We start from the raw sequence: 20,942 nt of genomic DNA, 5'->3' as shown, positions 1-20,942 counted from the left end.
CTTTCTTTTTTCCCGTTTTGATCTCTTTTTTTCTAGTTGACGCCTACCTCCACTTGCGATCTCATATCCTTGCTGGCGATCATCTTTTTATGCCAAGTAATCGTCATCCAGACGCCAAGGTAATTGTCGCCTAACAGTTTGGTTCCAAATCCTTCAGCACCAAGTATTTCTTCCAGCATGGTCTCGCCTTGCCAGCTTGGATATTGTTGCTTCATGCAGACCACCTTGGGTGCTCATAGAATCGCTGCCATCTTTGGCTGTAAGGGCTGAATTCAGCCACTTGCAGGCTAATGGGCTGGATTCTCTCCCCATACCACTCAGCGTCAACTTCTAACTGTAGAGTTAATTCTCTGTTCTTAGTCCAGTTGTTTACTACCGATTCGATCAAACCAGCATGTTGCTCTGGATCTACATCTACCGCATTGCCACTATCAATCCAGGGCTGGCCATACGACTTTTCTCCGATCAAATCGCAGTAAATATCTTTGCGTTTGCTGGATTTAGTGTTATAATTTTGTGTACAAGAATCCAGCGCACCAGAGGTGTAACTCTGTGCATGAAATTTATTTTTCATTTTTTATTGTTTACTTTTTAATAGCTGTAGGGCAATCAAGTTGGGACGCCTTGCAGCTATTTGATTATTGATTCACCTCTAATGAAATGGCATTTTTGGGGTAGATGTTAAGCTCGCTTAACAGAAGTTAAACTTACTTAATTGAATTCATATTTGCCGCCTGGCGCGCTGTATCCCTTTTGGCCATCCTTCCATGCATAAGCTTTGGTTTTTCGGGTGGCACTTTGAATGTGTTTGTGGAGTTTGTCATCTAACTCATTGAACCGCCTAAGTTCTTCCTTCACTTCTGAATTAGTCAATGCATTTTTTCTGCAAACTTGAATGCAGAGAATCTCCAAGCCAGCAAAGCCTGTTGCATGTTTATCTCTATTCAATATTTCTTTATCGTAATGTTCTTGAACTTCTTCCAGACTTTTACCTCTAAGACTAGTACTCTTCTTTAGCTTTGGTATTTCATGATCTTGCAGCTTTTTGTGGTCACGATTAAATTCACCTCGTTTGCTTGGGCTTACCTCTAAATAGCCGACAAGACACTCTTCCAGCATTGCCCTAGCTTTATTAGTAAGCATTGTGATTAACACTGCTCCAGGATTAGGGAATATATTACTAAAGTCTGGTCTGATTTGTTTCCCCGCTGATATGAAAAGTGTCCATGATTCTCTCAGCATGCAGTAAAGTGACAGGTATCTTTTCGTCATCAGCTTTACACTCTTTATGCCATGTTCATCAAGGGTATGATTTGGGCTGGGTAAGCCAGAAAAGTAGGTTTTGAATTCCCAGTAAAGGGCATAGTTCAAACCCCTGATATATTCAAAGTGCTCTAACTGATCTGGGTGCGTTAGCTCTTTCAACCACTCTGAAGGTGGAATGTTAAATAAACTATCAACAATAGCTTCCTGCTCCTGTATAGGCATTGCAATTCTGGTCATTTTCAGAAAACTGGTAAATACCTATCTAAAGTCACTTTGTACAGGCGACTAGTTTACCAGTTCTAAATAATTTCTGTGAATATTTGCATTATGCAAAATATATCTTGAAGCCTTAAATATCTATCTCAGGCAGGCTAGGACGGTTGATCATGTGGCCGTAGGTTTCGATCACCATTTTGGTGTCTGAATGCCCAAGCAAATAAGCAACTCCTGTCAATGGGATACCCTGCTCGATCGCCATTGATGCCATTGTGTGCCTGGTTGTATAGGGCTTGCGATATTCAATACCTAATCCGTTAAGCACTGTCTTCCACTGCCTGCGCAGAAAATTACGATCGTCGATCGCTAAACCAGTTGGTGAAGTAAATACTAACTCTTCGGCACTTAAACCGTGGCATCTAGCTTCAATGATCTGTCTAAGCCTATTTGTCATAGTCAGATATCTAATCGAGCCAGTCTTAGTTTCCTTCCTTACCCGCCTCGCTGAACTACTGCCACCATGATCGCCCCTGGCTAAAACTGAACAAACGACTATTTCATTACGATCCAGGTTGATATGCTTGCGCTGTAATCCAATAGCCTCTGATGGTCTGCATCCGGTTAAAAGCAAAAACTCAACATAGTCTGCATAGTGGCTATGCAAATATCTAGAATTAGGTGGGCAATACTTGTTGCTTTTAAAGGCTTCAATAATCAGTGCTACCTCTGCAGTTGAAAATGGCCTGAGAACGGATTTAGCTACCTTACGACGCTTCACCCGCCTGAATGGATTAGTAGTGGTAAGACCCTCAAAAACTGCCCACTCGAAGCATGAGTTCAGGTAAGTTAAGCGTTGGTTGTAGGTCAAATCAGCTAGATGATTATGTTGTTCATACCATTTACTTGCATTTTTGATGGTTGGAACATGTCGCTCCAGCATTTTTCTAACCAGTTGATAATGGTTTGCTCTAGTTCTCTCAGGCAGCGAAAGTGAATCAACCCACCTATCCCATATTTCAAGTATGTTCAATTGATCCTGGGCTTCTAGCTGGTTACTCCCACTTTTAGGGTCATTTGGTGGACTCAGTTTGTAGCGATCGAGTATGTAGTCAAAATTATCAGTCAGCATATCCTGCTCAATGGCGATCGCGGTTTGCTTTGCCAGAAGCATATTCTGTTTATTGTGGGCTAGACCCAATCCAAGGTTGTATCTTTTGCCCTGGTAACTCCACCTTAGTCTGATCCGATCGTCTTGATTAAGGATTGAAACAGTTCCTCGTTTATTTTTCATCTTGCCAGTTTTCTTGCCAATTAGGTGTTTTTGGCGAAGAATGCAAGATAGGTCAAATCCAGAACTATTGCTGAGTCTGGGTTTCAGAGTGCATCAGCGGCAATCCCCACTTTGGGGTAGTGGGGGTCGTGGGTTCGAATCCCGCCGCTCCGATTTTTGATTAAGTTTGAAAAGTTAGTTTAAATAAGCGCATTGGGGGATTCAGCCTAGTCTTTTAGATGCCTTTGTTGCTTAACTTAATAACTACTCCTCCTATTAAATTACTTATAAATTACTTACTTAGTATGGTTATCTGGGATGAGGGTACTAAACTCATGCTGCGATAAGTTGCTATAAATTAAATAAAGGCTAGGGCATGATTGCCCAACTGGTTTACTATTCCCTAATGATTCCTATTCCTAATGATTAAGTAAGGACAAATTAAGAAATTGATTCTGGTAATCGATAATTACGACAGCTTTACCTATAATCTGGTGCAATATCTAGGCGAGTTGCTGCCAGAATTTCCCCACCTTGGTGAAATATTAGTCAAGCGCAATGATGAAATCTCGATCGCCGCAGTTCAAGAAATGGCTCCGGCTGGTGTAGTGATTTCGCCTGGTCCCGGTCGCCCTGAAGATGCTGGCGTATCGCTAGATATTATTAAGGAAATGGGGTCAACTACGCCGATCCTAGGCGTTTGTTTGGGGCATCAATGTCTGGGATTGGTCTATGGCGGCAAGGTTGGTGCTGCGCCTTATTTGATGCATGGCAAAACCTCAGAAATTCACCATGCGGGGACTGGCGTAATGGCAGGACTACGAGAGCCATTTACCGCCACCCGCTACCACAGTTTAGTAATCGATCGTGATAGCTGCCCTGATCAGCTAGAAGTTACGGCCTGGACTGAGGATGACATCATTATGGCAGTGCGCCATCGCCAATATCCCCATATTCAGGGTGTGCAATTCCATCCAGAGAGTATACTTACAAGTGCTGGCAAAGATTTATTGCGGAACTTTCTAGCTAGTTTGCCAGTCTAGGCAATCAAATTAGAGCATTTCTGGTGTGTGGGAAATTATGGCGAATACAACAACTAAGCAGCAGTTTGGCCGGGTAAAGCGGAAACTTACCCTGGGAGCATTGAGTACGTTTGGTGCATTGACGGCGATGTTAGCGATCGCGCCTTTATCACCTAAGTCACCCGATCGACTGGTAAGTGGCGATCTAAGTGGCGATCGTATTTCTTTACCAAGTATGTCTTTAGCAACTACGGCGGCTCATGCCCAGGATAGTGCTGCCCTGAACTTGCAATGGCTAGGGCATATGTCATTTTTGATCAATGGCAATGGTAATACTATTCTGACCCATCCCTTTAAGCCAGCCGGATGTACGGCCTTCTTCCCGGAACCTAAGAAACAAAGCGATCTGGTCTTGATTAGTTCGCGCCTCCTCGATGAAGGCTATGTGACCAATCTGGAAAAACAAACTAAGCTTCTTTATCAACCCGGTGCCTATTCGCTGATTAACACCAATTTTCAAGGCATCCGTATGGATCACGATCGCATCGGTGGTAAGCGCTTTGGTATGAATGTGGCCTGGCGGTGGGAACAATCTGGAGTTAGCGTTTTACATCTAGGTGGGGCAGCGGCTCCCCTGGCTCCGGATCAGCGTATTTTGATTGGTCGGCCCGATGTTTTAATCATTCCGATCGGCGGTGGTCCAAAATCTTATAACGCCCAAGAAGCTGCTGCTGTAGTAAATAGCCTCAATCCCAAATTAGTTATTCCTACTTACTATCGCACTAGGGGCGCAAATGCTAATTGCGAACTTGGTTCGATCGATGATTTCCTGGCACAGCTACCTAATACCCCGGTGCGGCAGGTGGGTAGCTCCAATATATCGATCACTTCTGGCAATCTGCCCCAGGCTACTACGATCGCGGTTTTGACTCCTCCCGCTACTACTGACAATAATAGTCAGGATCAAGCAGAAGAGACCGAGGCTGCAACCTTGGATGAGGATGCGGAAAATAATCAAACAGAAGAAGCTCCTGCGGAGTAGTGCTGCATCGTAAAAGAGTAAATCAGCCTCAAAGCTCATTAACCAAACTGTTTGCTCTAAGCATATTAGACATGGTTGGGATGTTTTGACTATTAAACGATCGTGATCCTGTTGGCAAATTATTTCTGAATGTCCAGAACATCTATTCTATTGTTGGTTGCGTTACAAAATCACAAGATGTCTTTGTAGCTGATAACGCAGCATCAAGGCTTCAGAAGGTTAGGCAATGTTTCGCCAACAGAGTCTTACTTTAACCGCAAAAGTTAAACGCCTGAGATTATGATAGGATTATGAAGAGCTTTTGGGCTTTCATTTTCTTTTCGATCATGACTCGTTTTCACCTCTTATTTCAGAAACTGTCGAAAAATTTTCCTGTTCTGGAAAAGCTCTTTAGCGTGGGATGGAAAGTTGTGCTGACAGAAATACTGATTGAAATCCCATTTATGATTCTAGAATCATCGTTTCTAATACGATTTCTTTTCGGCGTAACACTTGGATTAACCTTCTGGCAATATATTGTTATTGCTTCTACTCTCTACTTGTTGATCGAGTTCGGGCGATGGGCGTTTGTTCGCTTTATTAGTAAATCTAATGATTATCGGTTCTGGAAGCATGAGTTGGAAATGTTGCAAATTTTGCTTAATTGGCTCAAAAGACTTAGGCGCAAGACGAAGGATAAGCTTTTGGAAAAACAAGAGGAGAATTAATGATGGCAAATTTCCTTAACCCGATCGTTTTTTTGTCAACTGACCTTAGACCTTAAGGCAGTTAAGACTTTAGGCTAGTTTGAGGTTGAAGATAAATGCTCAAGGCGATCGCATAGTCGCCGATGGGTTGCTTCTAGGGTAATCAAGCTAATATCAGCGCTGGAGCTGCCCTTGTATTGAAACGGATTATCGAGGTCACGGATCAAAATCAATAGATAAATAAAAGCGGTGAACAAAAAGCTAGATAACACCAGGCTTTTGGTTAGGCTCGCTATATCGCCGCCAATTAGTAACAGCGAAACGATCGCCGCCGCAATGAACAGCTCCAGGATCGCGTAGGCCGGAGCCACAAAATTAGTATCGCGCACGATCTGGATCTTAAGAATTGCACTGCGCAATTTATCCTGCTCAACCTGGGCAAAGTTAACCACGGCTTGATTGCCATACTGCCCGATCGCAGCCTGGTGCTTGGCTAGTTTGGCGATTTGTTCTAGCAATGGCTCCGTAGCACTGCCCGATTTGAGCCAATCCAGGATTGCATCAAGAGCATGAATTAAATCTCCTAAATATTGCTGGGGGGCGTAGTCTTTATGTAGGCCAGTCAACAGTAAGGCATTTTCAAAACTCGCTTCGATCGCGCAACCAATTTCGATCGGCAGGGTTTCGCTATCGCGGTAATCACTGAGCGTACCACCCAATACAAACGCTAAAAGTAAGGTCGCTGCACCAAACATTGAACTGGTCAGCGCATCAAATGACCACACCTGCCAACCCAGTTCATGCACGCCCCATTTGGCCAGGGCAAAGATTGCGGTAAAGGGTAACGTGATCACTAGAATCCGCCATTTGAGCCAGAGGTTTTGAATTTTCATTGATAAAGTTAATGAAGCTGTCGGAGTTGGATCTTAGCTTATATCTTGCACTAAGCTAGAAGCAAAGCAGAAAGGGAGCTAGAACTTAAAAACCGTGATAACTAAGCTAATTTCTTTTTACGTTTTTTGAGGTAGCGATCACCATGATCAATCATCAAACTAATCCACAAACATATTCTCTGTTGCTTCATCAATCGCCGCTTCTTGATGATGATCCCAATCAATGTCCGGCATTCGATCAAAGGCTTCCTTCACCACTGATTCCCAGGACTTGCGAATCTTAACTAAATAGGGCGCACCCAACTTCAGGGTTAGTTGATGGTTAATCTGGAAAGAATTATGTTCGTAGCCAATCAAATTAATTGGTGGCCCCACTGAAATATTAGATTTCATCGTCGAATCGATCGACAGCAACGCACATTTAGCCGCCGCTCGCCAGGGGGTTTGATAGGTAATCGTGCGATCGAGCAGGGGCTTACCATACTTAGTCTCGCCAATTTGTAAAAACGGTGTTTCTTGAGTGGCTTGAATGAAATTTCCCTGACTATAAATTAAATAAAGCTCCGGCGCTTCGTCTTGCAGTTGACCACCCAGCAGCAAACTACATTGATAATCAATCTGGTCTTTTTCCAACCATTGCCGATGTTGTTCCTGAATCTGGCGCACCTTTTTACCCACATAGGCAGCGATCTCATACATGCTGGTCAGATTATGCAAATTTGGATCAGAGCCAGTTTTGATGTCCTTTTCCAGCATACTCAGGGCTTCCTGGGTCACCGACAGATTGCCAGACGTAGCCAACAAAATAACGCGATCGCCTGCGATCGAAAAGTCAAATAGTTTGCGATAGGTAGACACATAATCTACCCCCGCGTTGGTGCGCGAGTCCGCCGCCATCACTAGCCCGGACTCGGTAATAATGCCAAGACAATAGGTCATTTTAGATTCGTTTATATTAGCTACATTTAGCCGGACTCAATTTTAACAAGGTGGCAATAGGAGCGCTAAGTCCCCAGGATGGATTGTAGTGGGTAGGATATAGGATATTCTGTCTGGCACGATCGATCAAAACCATTAATGCTAACCCACCAAGTCGCACAATTTACAACAATTTACATAGGATTAAAGCTAAAGCGATTAACTAGTTTGGCTAATACCTTAACTTTAGCTCCAACCAACTAGCTCTTATCTAGCTATGATCTTGATCTTTATTGATTAAATTGATTAATACCAATTAAAGGCAGTCTAGAAACGGTTTTCATATTCGATCGCAAATCCCTCACGACCTTCATTATCGATGTTACCCCGAATCAGGGTATTGGGATTGAGTCGATAACGCAGGGTGTAGTTAGTGGCTTGCGAAGGATCATTTAAGATCGTACTCACCGACACCGAGAAGTCATTGCTAATATCGATCGCTGCCTCTGCCGCCAAGCCTAAGGTACTTTCGGAACCCTCTGTATCAGAGGTGGCTGGTCGCAAATTAAACTCAGACAGGTTCAAGGCATCGCCGATCGCATCCTGCAAGAAGCCTATAATCGTGCCACCAGCTAAATTCACCAGTGCTGCGGTAGGGTTGGCATTCCCGCCTTCCAAAATGCCACCACCAATCAGCGCCAGAATCTCGGCTTCGGTGCGGGGTGGGGTACTGCGTAATTCAATGTTGGGGTTTTGGGCTGAGCCAGTCACAGAGGCCACCACGTCAATGGTACGTTGCGATCCCAAATTGCTGACCGGAATTTTATCTGGCTCAAACGGATCGAGGGGCGAAGTAGGTACTGGCGCACGGGTCACTTCTGGCACTGCCCCCCGCATTCTCACATCCAAATTTGGATTTAAACCATTATTAGGCAAAAATTCAGCATAGTTTTCATGGGAGCGATCGAGACGGAAGCGAGCCGAGATCGCATTTAGTTGACCGCGCAGAATATTCACCCTGCCTTCCGGCCGAATATCGTTGAACGCGCCATTTACCACAATTTCCCCTTCCGCCAGCAAATTCAAAACCGGTGGCACCGTCACCTGCACATCATTGGTCAATCGCACCATCAATTGATTGAAGCCTATATTGACAGCATTATTATTATCCGTACCCTGACGTGCCTGACGATTAGTGATCAAAATGCGACCCCGCGATAGCGCCACCGTACCGCCAATTAATGGGTCTAGAGCCGCGCCGCGCACTTCAAAGAAGCCATTTACGCCACCAGAATATAGATCTTTGAGTTCTAGCTGTAAACTATTGGCCGACACAGTGAGGGGGCGATCGAAATCAGGGTCAGCAGGGCTAATCAGGTTGGGATCGGAAACCGCTAGCACCCCATTAGCAGTAACTTCGCCATCACTGAACAGGCCAGTTAAATTAGCAGCCAGGCGATCGCGGCTGAAGGCCACATCCCCAGATAAATCGGTAATCGGCTCCGGCAAAGCTGCCAGGGTAATCGTGGCATCATCCAGCACTACTTCACCCTGTACCATCGGTCGTCTTTTAGTACCGGAAACAACTAAGCTAGCTCGTCCCATGCCGTCTTCCCAGCGCACCGCTTCACTGAAAATATTGACTACGGCTAAGCCTTCATTTTTGACTTCAATTGTAAGATCGATATCTCGACCACCACTTACCAGTGCCCCAGGTGGGCGGAAAGGAATATCACCAGAGATAAGAACGGGTTCAGGTCCAGAGACCAAGAAAGTGCTATCAAATCTAAATCTGCCGCTGGCAAAATCAAAGTTGCCACTGACTGATTCTAGGGGTTGACGATTAATCGTGGCATCGGCCAGGGTTAGGTCTCCGCTCAAGCTGGGATTAAATATATTGCCGCCGATCGTGGCTACACCATTGGCATCGCCGGAAACCTCGACTGGGATTGTGTCAAATACACCCAACGGCCGCAAGGATTCGATCGGGAAGTTGGCCAATTCAATCCGGCCAGTCTGTTGTTGGAGGCCAAGCGTTGCATCAGTAATCTGGCCATAGGCGACCCGTCCTTGATCGTCGATCGATTCCATCCGCAGAGTTTCGATTGTGACTTCATCACCAATGAAACTACCCTTAGCAATCACATCATCGATCGCAAACTTGCCATATTCCCAATCGGAACCAGTCACATCAAACTTAATCCCGATCGTGTCGGCACTGGTGACACTAACTTGACCGTCAATCTGGCCAGTGAATTGCTCTAATGGTGGCAAATTGCGGTTTTCAGCGGCAATGATTGTCTCCCGTTGATCGATGCGGGCATTGATCTGCGAGAAATATTCCAGTTGTGAATAGAAATTTTGATTCTCAACCCCAACATCAGGAAGGCTGGCCAGGTCGGCGGCGTTGCCATATTCAGGGATATCAATGCCAGAGGCAATATCAGTGAGTTGGAACCATTGCAGGGTGGCAAAGACATCTTGCACTCGACCGCGATCGATCGCAAAGTTAGCCTGAAGCGGTGTGTCTGCTCCTGGTAAATAGGCCAAATCAAACCGATATTGGCTTTGTTCATCGATGTAGGGTGAAAGATCAATTACGCCATCGGTAATACGCAAATTGCCATTGGTGTAGGCCAATTTCGCGGTGGCCTGCTCAGCCTGCACCCGACCAAACCGAGGCCGATCGATCGCCACATCCCCAGTTACGCTCACCGCCGATGCACCATCCGTGCCACCAAAATCAGCCACTAATTGGCCGGAAATACTGCCATCGTAATTACCGGACTGGCCAGCGATCGCGGTAACCAATGGCACTGGCAAATTGTTGATATCGATCGCCAGGCGATTTTCGGCAATCCGCTCACCGGTTGCGGTGGCCTGGTCAAGCTGAACATTAAAACTAGTTGGTTGGAAGTTGGAGTCCAGATTCAGGGCGATCCGATCCTGACTGCCCTGCAAGTCCATGTTTAAGCCAGCAGCCTGATTGTAGCTGAGCGGCCCTGACAAAGTAGGTTCAAACGCCACATCCTCCACACTGAGATTATTAAGCTGAACATTACCTTCTAGTTGGGGATTTGTAATCGGGCCAGCAACCTTGCCATTAAAGGCGATCGTTCCGGTTGGAGTGGGTGCATTTTCGTTGGCATTTTGGGGCAGGAAGGCGCTGGCCATTTGTCCTACCGCCAGATTAGTTAAACTAACGTCGCCGTTTATTTCTAAATCATCCAGCGCGCCAGCAATATTACCGTTGAAATTAACTACGCCAGAACTTATACCAGCCAACTGGGGTACAAACGAGCTTAAGCGGCTCACACTGACATTATTGGCATCTAGATCCAGGTTGATTGAGGCGATGTCGGTGGGTAATTGCTGGTCATTGAAAACAAGCGCCACCTGGCCAGAACCAGTTAAATAATTGCCCACACTAAGGCTGGGGATTTGCAAGCTATTGCCGTTCCAGTTCAGCCGCGCCGCGATCGGATCGACAATCACTGCTGCCCCCTCTGGCAAACTCAGATCAGCATTGGCATTAATCTGTGCCAGTTCAAAGCTGCCAGTGGGACTATCAAGATTAATTACCCCAGAAACTACACCGCGCTGCCCAGGAGAGAAGGTATCCAGGGCAATGTTATTGGTAGTGACAGTAGCCTGCCAGGCGCGATCGCCAGTGAGATTGATGCTGCCATTCACACCCACCGAACCGATCGGCAACTGCACCACCGTATCGCGGATCGTGGCCACATTACCTGCTAATAGAACCTCAGCACTGGTGGGATATTCAGCCGCAGGCGCATCAACCTGAGCCACCACCTGCAAGTTATTAAAATTGCCATAGACTTGCACCGCAGTAGCCAGCGTCCCCACTGCGATCGGCAGGTCAAATTCATAGGTAGCGGCGATCGCCTCGGCAGTGAAGTCACTTAAATTAAAGGCAAACAGCACTTCCGGTGGGTTATTACCCTCTGGCAACCGAATTTCGCCCGATCCCTGCAAACTGCCACTGCTACCAGGTACTTGCCCATCGGCTAGCACTGGAGTAGCGGTAATGCTATTGAATTTAAAGTTAGTTAGTCCTTCATTTACCACCACGCCGCTGAGATCTCTAAGGGTGACGCGATCGACCACCACATCCTGGGTGGAATTAAAATTAGCAGAAATTTGCGGATCTTTCAGACTGCCAGTTATGGTTGCGGTGGCTTCAATTTCACCAGTGATTTCTACGGGCAACTCGCTCCCCTCTGCGGAAAAGCTGTCGATCGCGGTGGCAATATCAGTGGGTGCCAGGGCTACATTCAAGTTTAAGCCAGCCGTAGGGCTGATCGTCCCATCCGCTTGAGCCACCAGGGTTTCATACTGAGCCGATAGCCCCTCCAGGTTAAGATCCGAGCCATCGATCACCACCCGCCCGGTAATATCTGTGAATGGTTCCGGCACCGAGGGCACAGTTACCACCGTATCGCGCACCTTGAGATCGCCATAGATCTCTGGGCCGGTTGTACCGGGACGAATTGCTACATTTAGATCGCCATCGACCCGACCCCGAATCAATGAAAATGGTAGTTGGGGGATAAAGCCATCGACAGCAGTGACCAAAAGATTTTGCGATTGGGTTTGAATATTACCTGCGCCAGTGGTGAGATCCCAGTTACCAGTAATCGATACCGAACCGCTATTGGTGGGTTGAGCGGCGATCGCTGCTGCCAAATCAACCGGCTCAGGAACCGCTTCAGTGCGGGCGATATTCGGCACCACCACCTTACCAGCGCCATTAAATTCTACGCTTTGGGCATTGGGGTCAGTGATCGACCAATTGCTACTCACGTTCACTTCGCTCAGCGACACCAACCCATTGAGGTCTTCGGTTTGCAGCGTCACCTTGGCATCTTTGATTGTGACGGTGCGCAGATCGATCGCCCCCTGTTGCCCATCCGAGTCACGCGCCGCAATTTCTGGCAGAAAATCTCCGTCGGGGTCTTGACGCAAAAATACCTGTGGGCTTTCTACCACAATATCCAGACCTACCTGGGAACTACGAAAATAGCTCCATAGATCAAGCTGCACATCGATCGCATCCGCCACCAAAAAATTAGCCTGATCATCAGTGGCAGGCACGATCGAATCACCAAACTTGACCCCACCCAGGCCAACCCGCTCAACTTCCCCCAGCTCAACCGGTCTTTGGAGGGTTTCTTCTAATTCTGCCTCTATCAGTGGAGCTAGGCGCTGATTGAGAAAATAGCGACCATACCAAAAAGCTCCTAACCCAGCCGCAGTTAGGCTTAGAGCCAGGCTAATGCCCAAGCGTCCCCATTTTTTTGATCTAGGACTCGATCCAGGATTTGGTGGTTCTGGCGATCGTGATGTTCCCTGGCTCACGCTAATTCTCCTCTTCCTTCCCCTAATCTTAAAATTACATCATCAATCTGGGATTAGTCGTCAGGCCACCACTGCCGCTAGGAGTCTCTTTGATGCCTAATAAAATAAATTAGACCAATCTAGTCAGAGATCTAATCCATTTAGCTTTTTAGTCAGCTTTGTGAACCTTGCCAAAGCCCAATTCCTGCACCAACCACACAAATCAAGTTAAATATGCAATTAAATAAATAACTTGTACTAATGCCTAATCAATTTATCTATTAGTGTTTATCTATTAGTTTCTAAATATTTAGTACCTATTAGCGCTAGAAAAATTGAAATTGATTGAGTAACTATGCTTAATCTGGATGTAGGTTAATCGCAGTTAGTTTGCTATCCCAACTAACGATCGGGATCCTCAGGCAAGTAAAATCCACAAGCGGAATATTTAGTCTGAACTCATTTGTGCATAAGTTCTACTCAGACTTTACTATATCTGAGCAACAGGGGCAACAGGTCTGGACAATTGTCCAGAATTGCTGGCGATCCTGACTGCAAATTTCATTGCAGAATGGTTAAGTCATCATCATCCAAGCGAATTGTGTCGGGCGATCGCATCGAGGCCACTGAGTATCTGGGTACATTAACGGCCTGATGATGGGTTTTTAGGAATTTCTGGGCTTCAGGACTATTGATTTTGCGGAGTGCCCGCGCCGCTGAGTTACGCACCGCCCGATCGCTATCCTTAAGTGTCTGCGCCAGGTGGAACACTGCATCATAGCTGCCAATTTCGCCCAGGGCAGTGGCCGCATCACACCGCACATAGGGAAAACTATCATTGCGTAAAACTTCCACCAGAACCGGAATCACCTCTTCGATCCCCATTTGCCCCAATGTCCGCACCGCCACACTGCGGGTATTACTAGCTTCATTATTGAGCATGTTCACCAGGGCTGGCATTGCCGGAGCACCAATGCTTTTGAGCGCTTGCGCCGATTGGGATTGCACACTAATATCCGTATCGGTTAGTCTTGCGGCCAGGGCGTTAGCTGCCAGGGGCGATCGAATTTGCCCCAACGCCCAGGCTGACTCTAGTCGGATTGCTTTGACTTGATTATCCAGAGCCTTAATTAAAGCGGGCACCGCCAGTGGTGAATTAATTTTTCCCAGGGAATGTGCCGCATGCATTTTGACTAGATCATTGCCATTTTTGAGCGCATCAACCAGGGGCGAAACGGCAGGTAAATTACCCCGACTGAGTGCCCTGGCAGCCGAAGCCTGCACCTGATCAGAAGGATGGCGCAGTAGTTTGACCAAAAAACCGATCGCTTCAGAGGTGCCAATACACCCCAAGGCACTGGCGGCATGCCAATGCACCGGCAAAAACGGCTTTTGGGCAACCCTGGCCAGACTGGGAACCGCTTGAGGCGATCGCAAATATCCCAATGCTAAGGAGGCTTTCTTGGCAACCGCTAAGTCACTACTCTCTAACCTGGCAATCAATTCTGGTACTACATTCTGGCGACAAGAAATTAGTTTTTGCAATACCCGCGAAAACTGATCAGAACGGGTTGCAGCATCAAATTCAGCCAGAATCGAGGCCATCCCACCTATTTCTGGCGCAGCTTGAATCCGCCTATGCTCATGTGTAGAACGCGACGATATGCGATAGTTCTCTAATTTTGGTGGCTCAAACCTGGTGTCATCCTGTTGCTGATCCCAATCTGACTTATTCATTGCTACCAACCTGCTCTAGTCACATTAATTCCCTGTTGCTTGCCTATTAATGGGCGATCGTAATTCCTAATTCCCTTAGTATTTAGTAGCCGCTCTATTTACTATTATCCTGTTTAACCTGTAGATACTGAGTAGATGCAGTTTGCATAATTTAGTATATAGCTTTTAGAAAATGTCCCTAAGTTAACGTCAGTTCGATTAAACGATCGCTAAGGAAGCAAGCTGGTTTTCCAGCGATCGCCTTATCTCTGGAGATATGTTGCTGCGGCCTAATTAGTACGGCTTAATACAATCAAAAGCAGAGCACTCCGCCTAATCATCAATGGTTTATCGAGTTCTTAGTGAATTTGGTATTGTTAAGCGAGTTAAGGATTTAGGAGACACTTAAATATCCATAACCCAGCATAGACTAGCTACAAATTTTGGTAGTGCTGAACAAGTAAGGATCTAGGAGATAGTTGAATATCCATAACCCAAATAAGCTAAGCTCCGAATTTTAAATCGATTGCCAATTATCCTTACTACTGTATGACTACCGGCACATCTACTCATATTACTCCCCAGATATTAGATTGCCCAATATGGCTCCGGTTTATAACTAGCCCATGCCACTTCTGCGAGAAAGAGCAGCTTTTACTTCCAAATTCGCCCCAATTGGGTGCATTTCTGTAGTGCCGAAAAATCTAGAATGTGGCAAAGTAGATTAGACTTCTTGCATGGATACTCATATGGATGCTCATATCGATGTTCACATAGTGGCTCGTAATTCTCTGATTACAAAATTGGACTTTTGCAAGAATTCTGTTAAATCAATCAAGTGGCAGGATTTTAAGTTAGTTAGCCAATGAATCAGATCAGTAATGCTTTTACGCTATTTCTGAGCTTAATGGTTGAGGCAGTGCCCTTCTTGTTACTAGGGGTTTTGCTTTCCAGCCTGCTGCTGTTGTTTGTGGATGAGCGCAAGTTAATTGCTTCGCTACCCAAGCACCCATTTTTGGGAGCTTTGTCTGGTAGTCTGTTTGGCTTTTTATTCCCGGTGTGTGAATGTGGGAATGTGCCAGTGGCCAGGCGTTTGATCGCTCAGGGCGCGCCTGCTTCGGTGGCAGTTGGGTTTCTTCTTGCCGCCCCCACCATTAACCCGGTCGTGATCTGGGCTACCTGGGTCGCCTTCCGCGATCAACCAGAGATTGTGGTTTTGCGGGTGGTGTTGTCTTTGATTGTGGCCACCACGATCGGTTGTGTGTTTAGTACCCAAAAGGACATTCGCCCCCTGTTGCAACCAGCTCTCTGTCGCACTATGCCTGAGCTAGTTAATGACTCGCTAGGACAGACAGATACTAAAGATACTAGGGATGCTTCGAGCGGCCAAGGTGCAAAATTATTGCAAACTGGTACTTTTATTCTGGGGGAACCAAATCAACCCCTGGATATGGGAGCGCTGGCCTTTGACGCAGCGGCGATTCGCAATAAGCCCTGGGGCGATCGGATGCGCTTATTTGTAGAAAATACGATCGGTGAAATGCGCGAGCTGGGCGGTGTATTGGTTTTGGGTAGTGCGATCGCGGCGATCATTCAAGTTGGTGTCCCCCGCGAAATTATTATTAGCCTGGGGCAAGGGCCAGTCACTTCGATTATTGCGATGATGGTGCTGGCGGCGGTAGTTTCGATCTGCTCAACCGTTGATGCCTTCTTTGCCCTCTCGTTCGCCTCTTCTTTTACCAGTGGTTCGCTGCTGGCGTTTCTGGTGTTTGGTCCTACGATCGACATCAAGGCGATCGGCTTAACCATGTCGATTTTTAAGCGCCGCGCGATCATTTATTTATTCATTCTGGTAGCGCAGTTAGTATTTTTCATGTGCCTGTTTATTAATCTAAATATTGCTTGAAAACGTACTAATCTAAAACAAATTAGGCGAAAGTTTTGGCCGTTTGCTTTTTAAGCGTTGCTGATTGCCCCACTGCCTCTCAAGATCTGAATCTAAGTATTTTTGTAGCTTAATTACCCCAATCTATATGCCTGCAAGACGACCAGCTAATCCAGCTCCTAAGCTATCCCCCCTTAAACTAATTGCGCCCTGGCTTGATACCCTGGCGATCGCGGCCTGGGGCTTATTATTCTTCAAACTCTGGTTCACCCAGGAACTCTTCCTGTTGATCCATCCCAACTACATGTGGTTGACGATCGTGGCAGGTGTAATTCTGTTGATCTTTGCTGGATTCGAGGGAGTACGAGTAGCTAAACGCCGTCGCTATTTCAGCACTGCATCGCACACTACCATCCTGTTGCCTAGCCTCGGTAGCTCTTTGCTTTTAGTTGTGGCAATTTTGGGGCTGTTGATTTCACCACGCGCCTTTGCTAGCGATATGGCCTTGCAGCGAGGGGTGAATGAAACCTTGCGGGATACGCGATCGAACCCAGAATCATTTCGTGCCAATCGGAAGCCGGAAGATCGCACCCTGATTGAGTGGGTCAGAACCTTAAATGTTTATCCTGAGCCTGATGCCTATAATGGTCAGGCTGCCGATGTAATTGGGTTTGTGGTGCATCCTGAATCGATGCCAGCCAACTATTTTGTGGTCACCCGGTTTGTAATTACCTGTTGCGCGGCAGATGCCTACCCGGTGGGCTTACCGGTTAGGGTTGAAAGTACTGTCGATCGCGCCAATTTTAAACCGGATCAATGGGTGCAAGTGGAAGGGCAAATGATTACAGAAGAACTAGAGGGGCAAAGGCAATTAGTGATCGCTTCAAATAAAATCACCCCTGTCGATCGACCCAAAAAACCCTATGATTATTAGCAGCCTACTTACATTAAATAATGCAGGGTTGACTGGCAAAAGTAATGATTATTGAACTGGAAAATCAAGGCGCGGCTTCAATCCCATCGGAAATGGACCCTGATGGGCAGGGGTTTGTATATGGCAATGCGGTCTTTAGCTCCCTTTCAACCATAGATGCGATCGCCAGGGAGCGGGGGTTATCACCATTGGGCGCGTTTATGTTTGAAGACGCGATGCTGTTTGCGGATGTGCTGGAAGATGCCCTGGAAGCGGACGAAAAGAGCCAGAGTAATGAAGAGCTGGAACAGGCGATCGCCGCCAAAATTCAACAGGTGAGCAATAAGCCTGAACAAGATCGCTGGTATGACCCGGCTGAATGCCTAGCCACGGTCAGGAAAATGCGGGTGTATATCCATGTGGATAATCACAAGGAAATTGAGGATCGCTTTTTCAAAGACCCCCAGTTGGCGATCGCGCTGCTCTGGGATCTAGAAGCCTACGAAAGAATTCTGGCTTATGCTGAGTCGCAGAATACCAGGTTTGCCTTTTCGATCTAGATTTACGCATCCTTTAGAAGGTGAGATGACTTTATTCATCCGATTCTATAGTTTTTTGTTTATCACCATAAAAACGAACCTGCCGCTTAGTATCAGTTGTATTAATTTGATCGTGCTGCTGATTTGAAATTTGCTCAACAAAAGACCGATGAAGAAAACTCATCCCTTCTTTGTATGCCAATGCCTTAGCATATTCCAGGTTCTTTTCTTCTAAATTACTTAATGCTGATTTATGCTGTTGGTTTAAGAAATTTTCGATTGCTGCTTTGTCAGTATTTTGAGGGGCATCTATAACAATGGTAAATTTGCCATTTTGTTTTTTTACCGACTTAATAGATATTTTGCTTGAGATATTAATCTCGTCTTTTAATTCTGATAGAAATTCACTAAAAGCATTCCAATCAACGGCATCTTCGAAAACTGCATCAATAAATTCTATTTCCTGATATTCATTTTTACTATCTTTCTCAGTTGGTTTCTTAGCTCTATTTTTACCACTATATACAAACTTGTTTGTTGAGAATTTGCTTGGGGCTGGTTTCAACAACTCAACCATATATTCATCAATCAACTTGCTGGAATAATTATCCAGTACCGAGCCAGGCTGTTCATCTTGATCGCTGACCAACTGCATTTGAAAAGCAGTAACCGCAGGCATAACCATTGCCGCAGCGACAAACAAAGCAATACTCCTTGCCGACCTGGATTTAAAATTATTAGAAAGGTATATCAATCCAGTAATTAACAAAGTTAGGTATGCCCCAACTAGAAAAGGAGCATAGCTAATCCGGTTGCGAGTAGTTTTATTAGTCATTACTTTTCACCATTTTCCCGATCGCTATTAGATTTACCTCGCATTGCAGCTACTAATTTAGCTAAATCCTGCAAGGGTATTCCCAGAGCCGACATTACTGAAAGCGCAATAACAGCCATACCAGTAGCAGCGATAACCTCAGTGCCAAATAGCAAAAATGCAATTCCCAGAGAAGCACTCACTACTGTGGCTGAAGTTTTAAACAAAAACTGGCGATCTTTGCTTTTTCTTTCATGCACTCTACCTGCAATAGTTTCTTCTACAATCCTTTGGCCAACATCATTTTTGGTTAATCTTTCCAGGAGTTCTGTTAATCGTTCAATTGATTCCTCGTGCTGGGCTAATTCACTGATGCGTGCATTAATTATATCTTTTGAATCGAACAATGGCTGTTCAGGCAAAGGCACGATCGCCCCTGAAGATATTTTCTGCTCCTCCTCATTAGCAGTATCATCAGGATTAGGCTGATTAGGGTCTGGTTGCTCCTCAGTCATACCAGGATTATATGCTAAATACGGCTATTAACCCGCCAAATCTTATCTGTAAACCACTAACAGATTTTAAAATCTAAAAGTCAAATTGCCGAGGCAAACTTGAGGCTTGAACAAACTAATCCACCAGCTAACCGATCGCTACGCCATCTATTTACTCACCGCGATCGCTGCGATCTTATTTTTTATTGCCAGCAGCACCCGTCATGCTCTGTTTCAATCCGGTGGTTGGGATTTGGGCATTTTTGATCAAGCTGCCTATTTAATCAGTCGTGGCCTGGAGCCGCTCTCTTCCCTGACCGGGTTTCATATTCTTGGCGATCATGCCGCGATCATTCTCTACTATTTAGGATTGCTATATGCAATTTATGCCGATTTACATTGGTTGCTGGCAGTGCAGGCCATTGCCCTAACGATCGCCGCAATCCCAATTTATGAACTGGCAATTAATGCCCAGTTGAACAAATCCGCAGCACTAGCGATCGCGGCGATCTATCTGCTCTATCCGGCCGTATTTAATATCAACCTGTTTGACTTTCACCCGGAAGTAATTGCCCTGCCAGGGTTGTGCTGGGCGATCTTATTTGCAAAGAGGGGACAAATTGCCAGATTTAGTAGCACAGTTTTGCTGGTGCTCAGTTGTAAGGCTGCCTTGGCATTAACGGTTGCCGCGATGGGGATATGGTTATTAATTTTTGAGCGCGATCGCTTCGTATCTAAACCAGAACTGTCTGATCAACTTGAGCCAAAGCAAACTAATCAATCCATAAGCAAAGTTGAACAAGAAATAAATAGCGATCGAAATGCTCTCCTTGCAGCGGCTTGCGCTCCTGAACAATTCAGTAATAGTAATAACTGGCAACTGTGGCAACGTAAGCAAAAAATTTGTGGAGCGATCGCAATTATTGATGGAATCATCTGGTTTATTGTCGCTACTCAGTTAATCATCCCCGCGATCGGTGGTGAGAATGCAGCGATCGGTAGACATCTGTCTCGCTATGACTATCTGGGCGGTTCGTTTACCGAGATTTTTACGAACTTGTTTACCAAGCCCCAGCTATTACTAGGTCAGGTTTTCTCGCTGGATACATTGGGATATTTAGCTTTATTAGCTGCGCCGTTAATCTGGTTGATTTCATATCGGCAACTAACACCCTTGATCGCCGCAATTCCGGCGCTGGCGATGAATATTTTGGCCAGCGATGGGGCGCAACGGGACTTGGTGCATCAATATTCGCTGCCAGTTTTGCCATTTTTATTTCTAGTGGTGATTTATAGCTGGCACGATCGCCCTGCTTATCCAGGCTTGCTGCGATCGATGCGGCATATTTTACTATGGTCGTTGTTGGCATTTGCGATCATCTCGCGGCTTAGCTTTTTTGGCAGTAATTACCTCGATCGGCTCGATACCTGGCAGGCTGATCATGAAGCGATCGCCTACGTCAAGTCACGCGATCCAATCATAGACATGCGTAATTACCGCAGCGAAAAACCCAGCGTTCTTACCACCAATGAAATTGCGCCCCACCTGACCCATCGCCGCTATGTGCGTCTGGCGATCACCGAGCCCATGCCCACCGATCTGAATCAATATGATTTTGTGTTGTTAAATATTAAACATCCTGGCTGGCTCAGTAATCCTGAATTTGCTGCGGATCTGGTGGCAAGGTATCAAGATGCCAGCCGATCGCCCTTTGCCGATCGCTATCGGTCAGTATTTAGCCAAGATGGAGTATATCTCTTTGAGCGGATCAAATAACTAGCCTGGAGTTGAGGGTAAATGCCGATCGCAAGCCGTGTTTAGCTATTTAGATTGCGATAGAGTTAATTGCGCAGATTGATAGTAGAAGCTCTGCTCTCATTTTAATGAACAAATGTAAATTAAAAGCTTG

General features: G+C 46.0%; 16 protein-coding genes and 1 tRNA gene. 7 read left to right on the top strand and 10 right to left on the bottom strand.

Translation table 11 applies throughout. The features are described from left to right. Nucleotides 1-32: 32 nt before the first annotated feature. The 4 genes from PSE7367_RS16015 to PSE7367_RS21255 all read right to left on the bottom strand — a co-directional run bounded on the left by PSE7367_RS16015 (nt 33) and on the right by PSE7367_RS21255 (nt 2,773). Nucleotides 33-215 (bottom strand): hypothetical protein, encoded by a 183-nt coding sequence (locus PSE7367_RS16015; RefSeq protein ID WP_015166398.1) that lies wholly within the window; start codon nt 213-215, stop codon nt 33-35. Then, a complete protein-coding gene (locus tag PSE7367_RS16010) occupies nt 212-574 on the bottom strand; it encodes a hypothetical protein (RefSeq protein ID WP_015166397.1) in 363 nt (120 codons plus the stop codon). Before PSE7367_RS16010 ends, PSE7367_RS16015 begins: the two co-directional genes overlap by 4 nt. A 137-nt stretch (nt 575-711) precedes the next feature. Then, entirely contained in the window at nt 712-1,503 is a 792-nt protein-coding gene (locus PSE7367_RS16005; RefSeq protein ID WP_041698554.1) for a hypothetical protein, read from the bottom strand. A gap of 112 nt (nt 1,504-1,615) precedes the next feature. Then, nucleotides 1,616-2,773 (bottom strand): site-specific integrase, encoded by a 1,158-nt coding sequence (locus PSE7367_RS21255; protein WP_015166395.1) that lies wholly within the window; start codon nt 2,771-2,773, stop codon nt 1,616-1,618. Between the two features lie 84 nt (nt 2,774-2,857). Here PSE7367_RS21255 and PSE7367_RS15995 point away from each other — a divergent pair. The 3 genes from PSE7367_RS15995 to PSE7367_RS15985 all read left to right on the top strand — a co-directional run bounded on the left by PSE7367_RS15995 (nt 2,858) and on the right by PSE7367_RS15985 (nt 4,816). Continuing rightward, a tRNA-Ser gene (locus PSE7367_RS15995) sits at nt 2,858-2,926 on the top strand. A 275-nt stretch (nt 2,927-3,201) separates the two neighbouring features. Further along, the gene (locus tag PSE7367_RS15990) at nt 3,202-3,795 is read left to right on the top strand and encodes an anthranilate synthase component II (protein WP_015166394.1); all 594 of its coding nucleotides are present in this window, start codon (nt 3,202-3,204) and stop codon (nt 3,793-3,795) included. A gap of 37 nt (nt 3,796-3,832) precedes the next feature. Beyond that, a complete protein-coding gene (locus PSE7367_RS15985) occupies nt 3,833-4,816 on the top strand; it encodes an MBL fold metallo-hydrolase (RefSeq protein WP_015166393.1) in 984 nt (327 codons plus the stop codon). A 781-nt stretch (nt 4,817-5,597) separates the two neighbouring features. Here the strand turns inward: PSE7367_RS15985 and PSE7367_RS15975 are convergent. From PSE7367_RS15975 to PSE7367_RS15955, 4 genes are all read right to left on the bottom strand, one after another. After that, nucleotides 5,598-6,395 (bottom strand): hypothetical protein, encoded by a 798-nt coding sequence (locus PSE7367_RS15975; RefSeq protein WP_015166391.1) that lies wholly within the window; start codon nt 6,393-6,395, stop codon nt 5,598-5,600. A gap of 159 nt (nt 6,396-6,554) precedes the next feature. Then, nucleotides 6,555-7,334: a proteasome-type protease gene (locus tag PSE7367_RS15970; protein WP_015166390.1), complete on the bottom strand. Its 780-nt coding sequence runs from the start codon at nt 7,332-7,334 to the stop codon at nt 6,555-6,557. Between the two features lie 306 nt (nt 7,335-7,640). Then, nucleotides 7,641-12,692 (bottom strand): translocation/assembly module TamB domain-containing protein, encoded by a 5,052-nt coding sequence (locus tag PSE7367_RS15965; RefSeq protein WP_015166389.1) that lies wholly within the window; start codon nt 12,690-12,692, stop codon nt 7,641-7,643. A gap of 540 nt (nt 12,693-13,232) precedes the next feature. Further along, nucleotides 13,233-14,408 carry a HEAT repeat domain-containing protein gene (locus tag PSE7367_RS15955; protein WP_015166388.1) on the bottom strand — a complete coding sequence of 392 codons (1,176 nt, stop codon included), beginning with the start codon at nt 14,406-14,408 and terminating at the stop codon, nt 13,233-13,235. A gap of 844 nt (nt 14,409-15,252) precedes the next feature. Between PSE7367_RS15955 and PSE7367_RS15950 the strand changes: the two genes are divergently transcribed. From PSE7367_RS15950 to PSE7367_RS15940, 3 genes are all read left to right on the top strand, one after another. Then, a complete protein-coding gene (locus PSE7367_RS15950) occupies nt 15,253-16,293 on the top strand; it encodes a permease (RefSeq protein WP_015166387.1) in 1,041 nt (346 codons plus the stop codon). Nucleotides 16,294-16,420: 127 nt separating this feature from the next. Beyond that, nucleotides 16,421-17,206: a TIGR03943 family putative permease subunit gene (locus PSE7367_RS15945; protein ID WP_015166386.1), complete on the top strand. Its 786-nt coding sequence runs from the start codon at nt 16,421-16,423 to the stop codon at nt 17,204-17,206. A 44-nt stretch (nt 17,207-17,250) separates the two neighbouring features. Continuing rightward, nucleotides 17,251-17,745, top strand: a complete 495-nt coding sequence (locus PSE7367_RS15940) for a hypothetical protein (protein ID WP_015166385.1) — start codon at nt 17,251-17,253, stop codon at nt 17,743-17,745. A 31-nt stretch (nt 17,746-17,776) separates the two neighbouring features. On the opposite strand, the gene PSE7367_RS15935 is transcribed toward PSE7367_RS15940, so the two are convergent. Together PSE7367_RS15935 and PSE7367_RS15930 are read right to left on the bottom strand one after the other, a co-directional pair. Then, entirely contained in the window at nt 17,777-18,559 is a 783-nt protein-coding gene (locus tag PSE7367_RS15935; protein WP_015166384.1) for a hypothetical protein, read from the bottom strand. Next, entirely contained in the window at nt 18,559-18,960 is a 402-nt protein-coding gene (locus PSE7367_RS15930; RefSeq protein ID WP_156800418.1) for a hypothetical protein, read from the bottom strand. The genes PSE7367_RS15935 and PSE7367_RS15930 overlap by 1 nt, the downstream gene beginning before the upstream one ends. Before the next feature lie 199 nt (nt 18,961-19,159). Here PSE7367_RS15930 and PSE7367_RS15925 point away from each other — a divergent pair, with 199 nt between their 5' ends. Beyond that, nucleotides 19,160-20,809 (top strand): DUF2079 domain-containing protein, encoded by a 1,650-nt coding sequence (locus tag PSE7367_RS15925; protein ID WP_015166382.1) that lies wholly within the window; start codon nt 19,160-19,162, stop codon nt 20,807-20,809. Nucleotides 20,810-20,942 lie beyond the last annotated feature (133 nt).

This window comes from Pseudanabaena sp. PCC 7367, from assembly GCF_000317065.1.
GTDB classification, from domain to species: domain Bacteria; phylum Cyanobacteriota; class Cyanobacteriia; order Pseudanabaenales; family Pseudanabaenaceae; genus Thalassoporum; species Thalassoporum mexicanum.
This window is presented reverse-complemented; position numbering and strand designations above follow the sequence as displayed.

What these genes read in the sequence shown, in the direction of transcription:
- PSE7367_RS15955 (WP_015166388.1), bottom strand. Translation starts at nt 14,408, where the DNA reads ATGAATAAGTCAGATTGGGATCAGCAACAGGATGACACCAGGTTTGAG.
- PSE7367_RS15975 (WP_015166391.1), bottom strand. Translation starts at nt 6,395, where the DNA reads ATGAAAATTCAAAACCTCTGGCTCAAATGGCGGATTCTAGTGATCACG.
- PSE7367_RS15935 (WP_015166384.1), bottom strand. Translation starts at nt 18,559, where the DNA reads ATGACTAATAAAACTACTCGCAACCGGATTAGCTATGCTCCTTTTCTA.
- PSE7367_RS15950 (WP_015166387.1), top strand. Translation starts at nt 15,253, where the DNA reads ATGAATCAGATCAGTAATGCTTTTACGCTATTTCTGAGCTTAATGGTT.
- PSE7367_RS15945 (WP_015166386.1), top strand. Translation starts at nt 16,421, where the DNA reads ATGCCTGCAAGACGACCAGCTAATCCAGCTCCTAAGCTATCCCCCCTT.
- PSE7367_RS16005 (WP_041698554.1), bottom strand. Translation starts at nt 1,503, where the DNA reads ATGACCAGAATTGCAATGCCTATACAGGAGCAGGAAGCTATTGTTGAT.
- PSE7367_RS15940 (WP_015166385.1), top strand. Translation starts at nt 17,251, where the DNA reads ATGATTATTGAACTGGAAAATCAAGGCGCGGCTTCAATCCCATCGGAA.
- PSE7367_RS16015 (WP_015166398.1), bottom strand. Translation starts at nt 215, where the DNA reads ATGAAGCAACAATATCCAAGCTGGCAAGGCGAGACCATGCTGGAAGAA.
- PSE7367_RS15985 (WP_015166393.1), top strand. Translation starts at nt 3,833, where the DNA reads ATGGCGAATACAACAACTAAGCAGCAGTTTGGCCGGGTAAAGCGGAAA.
- PSE7367_RS15970 (WP_015166390.1), bottom strand. Translation starts at nt 7,334, where the DNA reads ATGACCTATTGTCTTGGCATTATTACCGAGTCCGGGCTAGTGATGGCG.
- PSE7367_RS21255 (WP_015166395.1), bottom strand. Translation starts at nt 2,773, where the DNA reads ATGAAAAATAAACGAGGAACTGTTTCAATCCTTAATCAAGACGATCGG.
- PSE7367_RS16010 (WP_015166397.1), bottom strand. Translation starts at nt 574, where the DNA reads ATGAAAAATAAATTTCATGCACAGAGTTACACCTCTGGTGCGCTGGAT.